General features: G+C 60.6%; 8 protein-coding genes. 2 read left to right on the top strand and 6 right to left on the bottom strand.

The genetic code is table 11. The features are described from left to right. Positions 1-60: 60 nt before the first annotated feature. Together Q0K12_RS00165 and Q0K12_RS00160 are read right to left on the bottom strand one after the other, a co-directional pair. Positions 61-3,759 (bottom strand): pyruvate carboxylase, encoded by a 3,699-nt coding sequence (locus tag Q0K12_RS00165; RefSeq protein WP_297259322.1) that lies wholly within the window; start codon positions 3,757-3,759, stop codon positions 61-63. 3 nt (positions 3,760-3,762) lie between these two features. Continuing rightward, positions 3,763-4,614 carry a biotin--acetyl-CoA-carboxylase ligase gene (locus Q0K12_RS00160; RefSeq protein ID WP_297259321.1) on the bottom strand — a complete coding sequence of 284 codons (852 nt, stop codon included), beginning with the start codon at positions 4,612-4,614 and terminating at the stop codon, positions 3,763-3,765. Positions 4,615-4,623: 9 nt separating this feature from the next. On the opposite strand from Q0K12_RS00160, the gene Q0K12_RS00155 reads away from it, so the two are divergent. After that, positions 4,624-5,730, top strand: a complete 1,107-nt coding sequence (locus tag Q0K12_RS00155) for an HD domain-containing protein (protein WP_297259319.1) — start codon at positions 4,624-4,626, stop codon at positions 5,728-5,730. Between the two features lie 177 nt (positions 5,731-5,907). Here the strand turns inward: Q0K12_RS00155 and ybeY are convergent, their stop codons facing one another. The 4 genes from ybeY to Q0K12_RS00135 form a co-directional block, all read right to left on the bottom strand. Then, positions 5,908-6,357 (bottom strand): rRNA maturation RNase YbeY, encoded by a 450-nt coding sequence (ybeY, locus tag Q0K12_RS00150; RefSeq protein ID WP_297259317.1) that lies wholly within the window; start codon positions 6,355-6,357, stop codon positions 5,908-5,910. Positions 6,358-6,909: 552 nt separating this feature from the next. Beyond that, on the bottom strand, positions 6,910-8,082 hold the full coding sequence (locus tag Q0K12_RS00145; protein WP_297259315.1) for a phospholipase D-like domain-containing protein: 1,173 nt from the start codon (positions 8,080-8,082) through the stop codon (positions 6,910-6,912). A 135-nt stretch (positions 8,083-8,217) separates the two neighbouring features. Beyond that, on the bottom strand, positions 8,218-10,677 hold the full coding sequence (locus Q0K12_RS00140) for an HDIG domain-containing metalloprotein (protein ID WP_297259312.1): 2,460 nt from the start codon (positions 10,675-10,677) through the stop codon (positions 8,218-8,220). Further along, positions 10,643-11,641: a PhoH family protein gene (locus tag Q0K12_RS00135; protein ID WP_297259311.1), complete on the bottom strand. Its 999-nt coding sequence runs from the start codon at positions 11,639-11,641 to the stop codon at positions 10,643-10,645. Before Q0K12_RS00135 ends, Q0K12_RS00140 begins: the two co-directional genes overlap by 35 nt. A 140-nt stretch (positions 11,642-11,781) precedes the next feature. Here Q0K12_RS00135 and Q0K12_RS00130 point away from each other — a divergent pair, with 140 nt between their 5' ends. Beyond that, the gene (locus Q0K12_RS00130; RefSeq protein WP_297259309.1) at positions 11,782-13,005 is read left to right on the top strand and encodes a hypothetical protein; all 1,224 of its coding nucleotides are present in this window, start codon (positions 11,782-11,784) and stop codon (positions 13,003-13,005) included. Positions 13,006-13,814: the final 809 nt, after the last annotated feature.

Below are 13,814 nucleotides of genomic sequence, written 5' to 3'. Positions count from 1 at the left end.
TAATATTCTAGCGCGCCTGCCCGCAGCTGTCTACTGTTGCGGGCAGGCGGGCGGCAAAGCTTACACGGGCGAGCCGCAGTAGGGGCAGAAGGCGATGTTCTCCATGGGGATGGGCTGACCGCAGGCCTCGTTGCGGCAGGTGCGCGGCACAGGGCAGAGCTCCACGATGAGCTCGCCTTCCCGCACGGAGACCATTTGCTTGTTTTCCTTGAAATCCGCCGTCTTGAGCACGCGCTTGACCATGGCGTCCACAGGCGCGAGCACGGCCTTTTCCTGCTTCATGATGGAGACGTTGAACAGCTCTTCGCCTTCCTTCACGATATCGCCGGGGTGCACATACATGACCCACAGATCGCCGTTGCTGGGCGCGGCCACATGGAACTTGTTGGCGGGATCGGCCATGGTGATGCCGCGCTTGGCCTGACCGCCCTTGTCGCTGACCTGCACTTCACAGCTCATGATCTCCGAATCCAGCACATAGCGGCAGATGGACACGCCGGCCTCGTTGGGACGGGAGATGCTGAGCAGCGCCAGATGATGCGGCTTGCCGCTCGTATCGTTGAAGCTCAGACCCTGTCCGGGCTTGAGGCCCTCGAACCAGACATGCAGCGGCAGATTGTTGGGATCCCCGAACTTGGCCCGGAACTGCATGGTCTTGAGCGCGTCGCCGGGATGGTTGAGGTACATGACGAATTCCTCTTCCGTGGGCTGGCGCTTGATGAGATCGGCGCAGGCCTTGTGTTCGGCGGCCAGGTTCACGTCCGCCAGCGATTCCAGCGGCGAGGCTTCGGTGCGATTGGCGATGGCGCTCTTCCATTCGCTGCCGAAGGCGCTCCCATAGACCCAGTCCGGCGGGAAGCCCAGCGGGAGACGGCCGAACTTGCCCAGCAGAAGATTGCGGAAGGCGTCGTTGCAATCCTGATAGATGTTGAGGCGCGCATGGCGCATCTGCTCGCTCAGTTCGTTTTCGGGACGGCTCGTCACCTCGTGCAGCACTTCCAGCAGGTAGCGCACCTCCTCTTCGCCGCCGCGCTTCCAGGCGCCGGTCACGGCAAGGAAGGCCGTGTTCCACGTCACCTGCGAGCCGGGCGTCACGTCGTGGTACCGCACGATCTGCCGCGTCCCTTCCAGGAACTTGAGCATATAGGGCAGCAGGTGAATGTAGCCCTGCTTCATGGCCCCTTCCTGCGACGAGGACGTCGCCCCGCCGGGCATGCCGTGCAGGGTCACGTCGTAGTCGATGCCCTTGAAGTACGGCGAGCAGTAGCGGTCATAATACGGCATGATCTGCTTGCAGACGAAGTTGGCGTCGCGGATGGCGTCCTTGTTGAGCTGGCAGGTGAGGCCGAGCTCGTCTTCCATATAGGCCACGGTGGACAGCACGTCCCCCTGCCCGTACGAACGCACGGCCGAACCGAGGCCCACGTCCACGATGTGCGCGCCGGCCTTGGCCGCCGCCCCGCAGGAGGGCACGAACAGTCCGTCCGTGTAGTGGCGATGCACATGCAGCACGAGCTCCGGCCAGGCTTTGCGCAGGGCGCTCACCAGCTCGGTCATGAAGCGCGGCGGGCAGACGCCGGCCATGTCCTTGAGGCCGAGGATGATATGGCGGGAGGCCTCGCGCGGGTCCACGCCCATGATGTTCCCCATCATGCGCAGGATGGCTTCGGTCACGCCGAGGTAGTGCGGCACGTCGAAGCCCTTGGCCCAGGAGAGCGAGAGGGCCGGCTCAAAGACCACGTCCTTGCGGGACATGACCACTTCCGCGATGGGCCGCATGTTCTCCACATGGTTGAGGAAGTCGAAGCAGCGCACAACGGAGTAATGGTCGCAGATCATCTCCCCGGTCAGGCGCATGAGGTTGCGCGGCTGCGGCGTGTAGCCCAGCACGTTGGTGGAGCGCACCAGCAGCTGTTTGTGCGTCTTGGGGGCAAAGCTGTTCCACTCGCGGGCTTCCCGGAAAGGATAGGTCATGTTGGCCATCATGGCCACATGGAAGTGGGCCCCGCCGCCGTTCTCGATGGAGAAATACCCCACATTGTCCAGATAAGGGCCGATGAGCCGGTCTTCCGCCAGGCGGAAGCGGTTGCCGGAATTGGACTGGGTGAAGTCGCGCGGCGTGGTGTCGGTGAAGTGCACCCGCCCCGAATCACGCACATAGTCCAGCAGCGCGAGCCGGTCGCCGTGCGGATAGGGCGAGGGCTGACGGCGCACGTTCGAGGGGATGACCGGCAGCACCGGGTCGAACACGCCCAGTTCCGGCGTGGTGGCGGAGCGGTATTCCCCGAGCTGGAGGAAAGGATTGTACCCTCTGGCGGAGATCTCGGCCACGAGGCGGGCAAGGCGTTCGCTTTCCGGCGCAAGATCCAGATACTGCATGAGCTCGGGATGCGCGGCGATGAAATTGGTATTGACGTTGCCGCCACGGAACATGGGATGCTTGAGCACCTGCCGGAAGAACGGGATGGTCGTCTTCAGGCCGCCGATGACGTATTCCCCGAGGGCGCGCTCCATGATCGCCACGGTCTTTTCCCAGTCCGTGGCGTAGGTGATGAGCAGCGCGCCCGCCGAGTCGTAGTTGGCCGGAAATTCGTAACCCGCGCAGATGTTGGAGTCCAGACGCACGCCGGGGCCGCCGGGCGAGACATAGCGGCTCACCAGACCGGAATTGGGCGTGAAGTTGTCCTGCGGGTTCTCCAGATTGATACGCACCTGCATGGCCCAGTAGGTCGGGCGCAGCTGCTCTTCACGGTAGCGCAGCTCGGCGCCGAAGGCCACGGCGATCTGCTCTTCCACGAGGTCGATGCCGTAGCGGGACTCGGTGATGCCGTGCTCCACCTGCAGGCGGGTATTGACCTCGATGAGGTAGGGCTGCCCTTCGGGCGTCACCAGGAATTCCACCGTGGCCAGCGAATGGTAACCCACGGCCCGCACCAGACGGCGCGCGTAGTCCTTGAGCTGGTCGCGCAGGTTGCGGGTGATGCCCTTCCACGGCGAGGGCGTGATCTCGATGAGTTTCTGGTGGTTGCGCTGTACCGAGCAGTCGCGTTCGTCAAAGGCGAACACGTTGCCGTACATGTCGGCGATGACCTGAATCTCGATATGGCGCACATTGTCGAGGAATTTTTCCACGAAGAGACGCGGATTGCCGAAAGAGGCCTGCGCCATGGTGGACGCCTTGAAAAAGGCGTCTTCCAGCTCCGCTTCATTGTGGATGGCGAAGATGCCGCGCCCCCCGCCGCCGCCTTCGGCCTTGAGCATGATGGGCAGGCCCATGTCGTTGATGAGCTGCCGGGCCGTGGGGATGTCCACCGCGCCGTCGGAACCGGGCACCACCGGGATGCCCAGCTTGCGGGCGACCGTACGGGCCTGCACTTTGTTGCCCAACAGGTTCATGGCCTCGGCCGTGGCGCCGATGAAGGTCAGGCCGGCTTCCTTGCAACGCTGCGGGAAACGCGTATCCTCAGACGCGAAGCCCCAGCCGGGATGGATGCCGATGACGCCGTGCTGTTTGGCTTTGTCGATGATGCGGTCTATATCAAGGTAGGCACGCGGATCGGAGCCCAGCAGAATGAGCTCCTGCGCAGCGGAGGCCGCCGGGGCCGTCTTGTCCACGTCGGTTGCGGTCATGGCCGCAATGGCGTCGAAACGTTCACGAATGGAGCGGCAGATACGGCGCGCGGGGATACCGCGGTTCGCCACAAGGATGGTCTTGCCCTTGAGAAACTCCTGAACCTCAGCAAAGCTCTTGTTGGCCATGTGCTACGCCCTTTGATTGTCGTACGGAAGACGCAGGCTCCCGCTGTAAAAAATCCTCTCCCCGCTTCCGCACAGCAGACGAGCGCCGCCGTCGGCGTGCAGGCCGGCAAGAATGCCTGAAACAGTTTCTTCACCGTCCTCGATGACCACCTGCCTCCCCTGCCAGAGCAGATGGCGGCAAACCGTCTCATGACAGCGGATCATGGGAGAACGTCGGGCAGTATATGCGGAATAAAGGCGCTTTACAAGCATGGGCCACAGCCTTTCCGCGGGCGGGCAGCAGGCCGCCCCTCCCGGCCAGACCTCGGCCAGACACGCCGCGGACAGGGCCGCGCCAGCCCGCAGGCTTTCCCGCTCCGGCCGCCAGGCCACATTGATGCCGATGCCCGCGCAGAGCACGCCGCCCCGCTCCTCCATCAGGATGCCCGCCACCTTGCAGGGGCCGTCCGCCGTGTCCGCCACCAGATCATTGGGCCATTTCACGCGCACGCTCAAGCCCAGTTCGGCAAAGGCCGCCGCCAGCATGAGGCTTAAGGCGGGCGTGGCCTCGCTGCCCAGAAAGGGATCGGCCTGGGGCAGGCGCAGGGTGGCGTATATATTGCCTGCCGGAGAGAGCCACTGCCGCCGCAACTGGCCCCGGCCGCTGGTCTGCCGCACGGCCTGCACGCTCTCCCACGCGGACAAGAAGCCGCCCTCCATCAGGGTGCGGGCCGCGTCCAGCGTGCTTGTCACCTCTCCCAGCCGCCAGACAAAGGGGCAGCCGCCGCTGTCCGTCAGCACGGCAGGCTCCCGCCCCTCAGGGCAGCCCGGCCCCGCTCCTGAAAAACAAGTGCATTCTTCGCGTGCTTCTGTCATATTCGCCTCATGAACGTCTATCTTGTGGGCGGCGCAGTGCGCGACATGCTGCTGGGCCGCCTGCCCCATGAATGGGATTATGCTTTTGACGGCAGCCGGCAAGCCTTTCTGGCCGCGCATCCCGGCGCGGAGATCGTCGGCGCCGTACAAGTCTGCCTCTGGCAGGGCTGCGAATTCATGCCGCTGCGCGGGACCGGCATCCTTGCCGATCTGCGCGCCCGTGATCTCACCATCAACGCCCTGGCGCTGGATGCCGCGGGCCGTCTGTACAGTCATCCGCAGGCCCTGCATGACCTGCGGCACAAGCTGCTCCGCCCGGCCTCTCCCGCAGCCCTTGCCGACGACCCCGCCCGGGCCTTCCGTCTGGCCCGCTTTGCCGCCTGTCTGCCGGACTGGCAGCTTGCCCCGGAAGCGCAAGACCAGCTCCGCCGCCTTGATCCGGCGGCGCTGGCCGCCCTGCCCGCCGAGCGCGTGGGCCGCGAACTGCTCAAGGCCCTGGCCGGGCCTGCCCCCAGCCGCTTTCTGCGCGTGCTGGCCGCAGGCGGCTGTCTGTCCCCCTGGTTTGCCGAGCTGGAGGAGGCTGCGCGCATCCCCGCCGGGCCGCCCCGCTGGCACGGCGACAATTCCGTGCTCGATCACACCTGCGAGGTCATGGACCGCTGCACCGGTGATGCCCTTGCCGTCTGGATGGCGCTCTGCCACGATCTCGGCAAGCTGCGCACGCCGGCGGACAACTGGCCGCATCACTACGGGCATGACGCTCTGGGCGTCCCCGTCGCGCAGGCGCTGTGCCGGCGTCTGGCCCTCTCGAACCTGCACCTCAATGCTGCGGAAACCGCCTGCGCCGAGCATATGCGCGCGGGCCGCTACGGCGAACTGCGCACAGGCACCCGGCGGGATATCCTCTGGCGGGTGGACCGGCGCGGCCTGAGCCGTCCTTTCTGGCGGCTTGCGGATGCCGACAGCCGCCACGAATGGAGCCAACGGGCCGAACGGGAGCTGACCATCCTGCGCGCTGTCCGCCTGCCGGAGGCCTGGCGTGACCGCGGCCCGGAATCCGCCCGGCAGCTGCGCGACCTGCAATGCGCGGCGCTGGCGGAAAGCGGCTGCCGCTGACTGTTTTTTTGCGGGAGGGGGAACCCCTTTCCCTCGCGCGAAAAGGGGTTCCCCCTCCCGCGCCCTCCCCTTCCCCAAACGCGCTTTGCCGGGAAATATGTCATGCCGCGGCGACACGACGGCTCGTCCCTCGTCCACAGGTCCCTCGGCAGCACAATGGGGCAAGACAAAAGATGGTCAGCACGGCGTATCTTCACCGCAGACGGAAAGCGCCGCCATCCCGGCTCCCAGGCAGGCCCCGGCCAGAGCATCCATTTCCGGGCCGTGATCCAGACCGGCCAGATGTCCCACGCCGTGCGCCAGCAGCCGCAGGAGATGTTCCCGGCCGTCCTGTCCGTACAGCAGGCATTCCCTCCGCCAGGTCGGCAGAGAAAGCACCAGCTGGCCCGGCAAGGCGGCATCTCCAGGAAAAGAGAGCACGTTGGTCGGCCCGGAACAGTCCATATGCCGCCTGTTGCAGCGGGCCATATCACCATCGTCCACCAGATGCAGCGTCAGCGCGGGGACGGCGTAGCCGCGCTGTGCGACCTCTGCCTGCATATGCTCCAGCACCTGCCGCAATTGCCGTCTGTCCAGATCGCACTGCCAGATGTTGGCCGCGCCATGTATCAGTATTTCCACACTCATGGAGATCTCCTCGTCATCCTATGCCATCCGTCGGCACGCATACGCATACCACCATCGCCCGCAATAAACTGAAATCCTTTTCGCAACGCAAGGAAGCGGGATTATATCGGACGAAGCTGTATCGCCGGCCGCAGGGGAGACTTTTTTCGGCATCGGCACCAGACGAAAAAAGACAGCCTGGCTACCGACAGGATAACGCCTCCTACCGCTGGGGGCTGTTCATGGAGGGCTTTTGAATCATTTCAACGTGGGGGAGATATTGACGACGCTTGCCCCGTGTGCCTTCCGATGGACACCTGTACCCCGTCCATACCGGCCCCGACCCGACGGCGCGCCTGAACGATTTATCCAGACGCTATTGAAAGAGTGGACATGCACGCAAGCGCACGCCCACTCATGGAAAAGGACAGCCTACTTGCCGAAATAGATAGACAAGTACAACCTTGTGCATCCAAGTCGACTCTTGACAAAAATCTCCAGCACCATGCCGGACCGGCGAATAAACAACGTGTCGACACTCTGCACCTGGACGGTAAATCATTTTTTTTACATTTATCCTTTATTCCCCCAATAGATTTCATTAAAAAAACGGTCTGCCTCAATCATATCGGAGAAACCTAATTTCTTTGATATTTCCTTTATTAAATCACAATAGTAAGCATATTCTTTGCCACTGAAGTTGCGGTAATCCTTATAGTTGAACGTTACGCCTACTTTTTTTGTCAGCACACTAAAAGGATTGCTGTTTAAAATGGCAAAATCCTTTTGATTGTATGAAATCATGATTTCAGTGACACAATTTACTGAAATATATGGCATATTTTCTACACGCTTCATTGCTTCCGAGAAAACATAATCCGCATTTTCTGATTTGTTGGCACGGATAAAACGAACCAGCTCAGCAAACTCTTTATAATATCTATGGATAGATGGTTTTGTTCTCTTCAATCCTCCCGAAGACCACTCATTTAACAAAGCATCAAGCAGCGAAATAACCTTTTTTTTGGGCAAAAGAGGCTTGTCTGCAATTTTAGTTAATATTTTTTCAGCGGTACGATATTTTTCTTGCCGCTCTGAAAACATGGCTTCCAAACTTTCTTGTGACCATTCTCCAAGATACTTTTTGAGCATGTCATAATCAAAAGCATATTCATATGTTAAAGGAACAGGCTTTATTTTTTTATTGTAAACTTGTTGCTTTTTATAAAAATTTTTATACTTCTCAATCCTCAAAAGAGTTGCAGGCACAGAATTTGACGTATAGGTTGCAAATGTTGCCATTGACTGTTTCCAAATATCAGAATCAAGTTTACATTCAAAACTTATTGAAACTTCATTATTTGAAGTTATCCCCCCCTTGGTCATGTTTGCAGAGCCTAAAATAATTTTACCACATTTATCTGTTTCAAATAAATACATTTTGGGATGAAAAACACTTTCAGCCGACTTAGTTTCATAAAGGTATAATTTTGACGCTGGATAATTTTCTAGTACATTAAGCAGATGGGTTAGCGCTTCGGGCTCAGTCAGTCCAAAGTTCAGACCTGCAATAATGTGAATTTCACCATTGTTGGAGAAGAATGTTTCTAATGCGCCCATAATAAGGTCTAAACCTGACATTTTTAAAAATGCAACAGAAATATATGCTTTTTGGGCTGTTTTCAGGCAGGCGCACAATTCCTTCATGTGGCTTTGCTTTTCGCTTAAATTATTAAGGAGTTTCATTTTTCCTCACAAAATTATATATTATAGAATTTATTAAAATGGTATCAATCAGTGTCATCAATAAACAATATGGGCCAAGCACAGCGAGCATATTTTATTTATTTGAAGTTACTTGAAATTTTGTATCGACACGCCTTAGCAGGTACGCGTCGGCTTGGCGCTGCCGGCCGGCTGGGGCATATCCGTTCCGTACAGGCCGCCGGCATGCGAGACGACGGCCGGAGGCGGCGGGGCCATCACTCCGGTGGCAGGCCGCTTCTGTACCGGAGCGGCGGGGCGCGTCTCGGGTCGGGCTTCGGCCTTGTTTTCCGCCTTGGGGACGATGCCGTTGCTCTTGAGCTTGTCGTCCGGGTAGACGATGCGCTGATGGAAGATGCCCGTCAGGATGCGCTGGAAGTTTTCGCTCAGGAAATGCAGATCCTTGAAGGTCAGCTCGGATTCATCGAGCTGTCCCTCGGAAAAGATGCCCTTGATGATGGTGTCGATATGCGACCGGATGCGGGCCGGGGTGGGATCGGTCAGCGTACGGCTGGACGCCTCCACGGAGTCGGCCAGCATGAGGATGGCGGCTTCCTTGGTTTGCGGCCGGGGCCCGGGATAGCTGAAGTCGGACTCGCGCGGCTTTTCGCCCAGATTGATGGCCTTCTGGTAAAAATAGCGGATGATGCGCGTGCCGTGATGCTGGCGGATGATGTCGATGATCTCCTGCCCCAGGTTGTAGCGCTCCGCGAGCTCCGCCCCCTTCTTGACGTGGGAGATGAGGATGAGGGCGCTCATGGAGGGAGAAAGCTTGTCGTGCTTGTTGGGGCCGCCGAACTGATTCTCGATGAAATATTCAGGATAGGCGATCTTGCCGGCGTCATGATAGAGGGCCGCCACCTTGCACAGCAGGCTGTTGGCGCCGATGGCCTTGGCGCCGGCTTCCACCATATTGGCCACCACCAGCGAGTGATGATACGTGCCGGGGATGGTCACCATCAGCTCCTGCATGAGCGGATGCTCAAGGCTCATGAGCTCCATGAGCCGGAAACGCGTACTGTAGCCGAAGGAAAGTTCCAGCACCGGGCTCAGGGCAAACAGCAGGAGGAGAGAGACCACGCTGTTGGCCAGCACGGCCACGGCATAGGCCGGATACAGATCCAGCGGCACGCTGAAGGAGAGCAACAGCGCAAGGCAGATCACCGCCTGGCCGATGGTCAGGGGCATGACGCTCCAGACCACGTCCTGCCGGTTCTGGGCGCTGGTCACGAGCCAGGTGGCCAGCATGCCGCCGAGGAAGTGGAAGAGGAAGACCTGATAGCCCTGCTGGAACATGAGCGTGACGAACAGGCAGAGCAGCAGCCCCATGGTGCAGTACCGGCGGGCGGCGAAGACCATGGCCACCAGCCCCACGGCCCCGGCCACGGGATAGGCCACGGCATAGGCGGCCAGATGGTTGAGATCGCTCACCACGAGGCTCAGGGCGTACAGGGCCTTGGCGCCGATGCCGAACAGCAGGAGGATCAGCGAGATGAGGAGCATGTCCTTGCAGCGCAGGGGCGTGCCGGGCTTGCCGCTGGGCGCCACGTAAAAGCCTATGCCGAGGATGAGGGAAAAGATGAAGGCGCCGCCGGCCACTGTCCAGTGCATGCCGTCGCTTGCCTGATCATACATGGCCTGGAGCTTGATCTGCTGCTCGCGGCTGACGCGGGCCCCCTTGCGGACGATGAGCTCCCCCTTCTGTATCTGGTAGAAGACCGGCTCCACGTTTTCCGCCACGGCATTGCCGCGTTTTTGCGTGGACTCGCGGTTGAGGGTCAGCGTGGGCGGCAGCGTGGCCGCCAGAAAGGTGTTCAGCGCCCGCCGCGCATGGACGTTGAGGCCGCTCTCGCGCTGTATGAGCGACGAGACTTCCGCCAGGAAGGACTGCACGTCCGGAAGGCTCGTCACATCCGGCCGCAGCAGTTCCGACCCGTTGTCCAGATTATGGATGATGGCGCCGGAGCGGCCCACGCGGGCTACCCGGATATCGCTGACCAGCCCCTCGGTCAGGCGCTCGTTGATCAGAGGGATAAGCTTCTTGAGCAGATAGGCCTGGACTTCCGGCTGGGCAAGCTGCGGCAGGACATCCTCGGCCACGTTTGGCGTGAGCTCGTCGGTCAGCCGCCGCAAAGCGCTTTCGCCCGGCGCGGCAGGCTCATCCGCGGCAGCCCCGCCTTCGGCGGATGCGGCGGCTCCGCCGGCCGGCGGACCGGCGGGACGTTCTCCCGTCAGCTCCCGCAATATGGCCAGCACCCGCGCCTGAAAATGGGTCAGCGGCTCCAGGCTGAGGTCATAGACAGGCGGCTGCAGCATGAGCACCTGCTTGCGCCGGGCGGCCGTGGCCTGGGAATCCTCCACCTGCATGTCCCGGTCGGCCACCACATCATGATCGGCCACCTGTCCGGCCACATAGAAGTGCCGCTCTCCCTCGAAGTTGGCTCCCGCCAGCAGGGAGAGCACAAGCAGGCTGCACACAAGGACAAGAAGCCCCTGCCCGCAATGATGGCGCGCACGGATGGTGCGGACCAGCGCGGAGAAGCTAGAGGGGCGAACGGCTTTTTTCGGCGTCGTCATAAGCGCTCACAATGGCCCCCACAAGAGGATGCCGCACCACGTCGGCCTTGCAGAACGTGTGGACGGCAAGCCCGGGAACGTCATGCAGCACCTGAAGGGCATGCACCAGCCCTGAACGTCCGTGGGGGGTCGTGTTCTGGGCGGGCAGATCGATCTGCGTGGTGTCGCCGGTGACGACCACCCGCGATCCGAACCCCATGCGGGTCAGGAACATCTTCATCTGCTCGTGCGTAGTGTTCTGCGCTTCATCCAGGATGATGAAGGCATCGTTGAGGGTACGGCCGCGCATGAAGGCCAGCGGGGCCACCTCGATGATGCCGGTCTCCAGCATGGAGGCCACCTTGGGCTGCGGCATCATGTCGTGCAGGGCGTCGTACAGGGGGCGAAGGTAGGGATTGACCTTCTCGGCCAGATCGCCGGGCAAAAAGCCCAGGCGTTCACCGGCCTCCACGGCGGGGCGGGTCAGCACGATGCGCTTGACCTTGTGCTGCTGCAGCATGGAGAGCGCCATGGCCACGGCCAGATAGGTCTTGCCTGTCCCCGCGGGCCCCACGGCAAAAACGAGTTCGTGCCGCCGCAGCACCTCAAGATAACGCTTCTGCGCCACATTGCGCGCCGCAACGCTCTTGCGGGGCGTGTTGACGAAGACCGCCTCGCGGAAGACCTGGCGCAGGTCGAGCCCTGGATCGTTGGCCAGCATGGTGTAGCTGCGCACCACATCCTGCCGGCTGATCTCCATGCCATCGCGCAGCAGCGCATACAGCTGGATGAGCGCGTTGCACACCCGCTGCCGCGCCTGCTCGTCGGCGGACTCCACCCAGAGGTGAGAGCCGCGGCTGCCGATGCGTGTGCCGCTTGCCTCGGCCAGCAGATCCAGATGCAGGTTCTGCGGCCCGAAAAGACTTGCCGTCAGAGCGGGATCGTCAAAATCCACTGTCTCGACGTGTTGCGAATGAAAAGCCATAGGCGTCTAACATAGTCCATTTCCCCCCTCCTGTCCATTGCTTCCCCCCGCAGGCAAAGAATACCGTGGCATGCTTGTTGCATGTTTTCGGGCAACTTACTTGCCCGCAGCGCACAGCGGCAAAAATTGCAGGAGTCATCATGAGTATTTCCGGTCTCAGCGTTTATGCCAACAGCAGCCGTTATCAGTGGCAGAGCACTCAGAATACAGGGTCTTCCTCGTCTTCCAACCGCACGCAGAATGAACTGAGCGGCCTGACCTCCTATACGTCCATGGCCAGCCAGATCTCCGGCATGGTGGAGCTCGTGCAGTATGCCATGAAGGCTATGGGTCTTTCCGAAGACAGCCGGGTGACCTTCAGCCAGATCAGCAAGTATCAGCAGCAGATCGAAAAAGAATTCGACGATGCCCTCAAGAAGGCGCTCGAAGAGTCCTCCCTGTCCGACATGTCCGGCCTGACCTTCACGCTGGATACGGAAGGCAAGCTGACTGCCGCCGGCGCGACGGAAGAAGACACCAAGAAGGCGCAGGCCTATCTGGACGAGCATCCCGAGCTGGCCGAAAAGCTTGTGGAAAGCTTGAAGGAAGCCGACCTCGAACTGACGGAAAATCTGAAGTTCACGCTCTCCTCCACCGGAGAATTCACTCTTGCCAGCGGCTCCACGCATGAGCTGCAAAGCCTGCTGAACGAGGAGACCGAGCTTGTCGACAGCCTGCGCGAAGGGCTTGCCGGGATCAACGTGAACCTCGACGAACTCTCCCTGGTCTTTGACGATGCCGGCAACCTGGTGGCCAATGAGGATAACCCCCAGGCCTACGACATCAACAACTGGCTGCGTCAGCACAGCGAACTGGAAACTCTCCTTAAAGAAAAGCTTGAAGAAAAGGAGATCGCCCTGACGGACGTCAGCCTCACCCTGCCGAAGGATGGCGGCGTAGCCATCAACGTCGCTTCCGACAACAGCGAAGAAGTGCAGCAGGCGCTGCGCGACCAGAGTGAGCTGGGCAAGGAGATCTACGAAGGCCTTGCCGGTCTGGGCATCGATCCTGACATCACGTTCTCCATGCAGGTGGAAAGCGACGGCAGCGTCACCATCAACAGCTCGCATCCCGATGCCGACAAGCTGCGCCAGCTCTTCAAGGACAACCCCGACCTGACCAAGCAGTACGCTCAGGTGCAGGCTCTGGCCGGCATTGAAGACGCCCGCTCGGCCATGCAGATCGATCCCTCGGCCATGCGCACCCGTCTGCAGATGGAGACCATCGCCTCGTCCTGGTTCTCCAACCAGTCCTCCAGCGGCTTCGGCACCTACTCCTCGTCGAGCGGCCTGAGCCTGCTGACCGGCCTGAACATGAGTGTTTAGTCCGGTAATCCAAGGATACATCTTTGCCTGTACGGGGAAGGGACGGCGCAAGCCCCCCTTCCCCGTCTTTTTTCACGCCGAACCGCCTGCGGACTGACGTAAAAAACGTCCGCCGCCTGCCCCCTCTCCCCTGCTGTCCTTCAGGATCTGTTAACACAAATTTTACATGTTATTACAATGTATAAGGAAAATTATCCCTGCCCGCTCCGCTTGCCTTTCGGGGAGGGCATGCCCCGTGTCCCTGACTCTTCTCCTGATAAAAATGCGCTGGGGAAAGGATAGGGGGTTTGGGGGGAAGGACTGCGGGAACGCTTTTTTTCACTTCGCTGCAAAAAGGCTGGATCCTCCCACGCCGGCAGCGGCCCGACAGGCGGCCGCAGACCGTGCCTGTTAGGTCGTGAGGCCTTACAGGCATCGACAGCAGAGCGCGACCGAAAGGCGGCCCGAAGGGCCGTGCCTGTTAGGCCGTGAGGCCTTACAGGCATCGACAGCAGAGCGAGGGGGTCCCCTTCTCCTCACACAAGCAGTGAGAGGCGGCGGCACAGGGCCGCCCGGTCGAAACCAAGCGAAAAAAACGCGTTTTTTCCGCGAAATGCCAGGCCGTATGGTTTGAAACGCAAAGCGTTCCAAACTGGAAATGTCTAGATGCTCCGCGCCGGAAATATCTTCCTCCTTCGCAGTACAGGAGCAAGAAAAAGGATGACAAGCGCCGCATCTGCGTCTATGCCCAACACGTCCCCGTCAGCCTGGACCCTGCCGGCCGCCCAGGGACGCAGCCGGCGTAAACTTCCCGCATTCGCAGAAGGAGA

The sequence above is a fragment of the uncultured Desulfovibrio sp. genome, from assembly GCF_944324525.1.
GTDB lineage: Bacteria > Desulfobacterota > Desulfovibrionia > Desulfovibrionales > Desulfovibrionaceae > Desulfovibrio.
The sequence above is the reverse complement of the archived record's forward strand: the minus strand, read 5'-3'. Positions and strand labels throughout refer to the sequence as shown.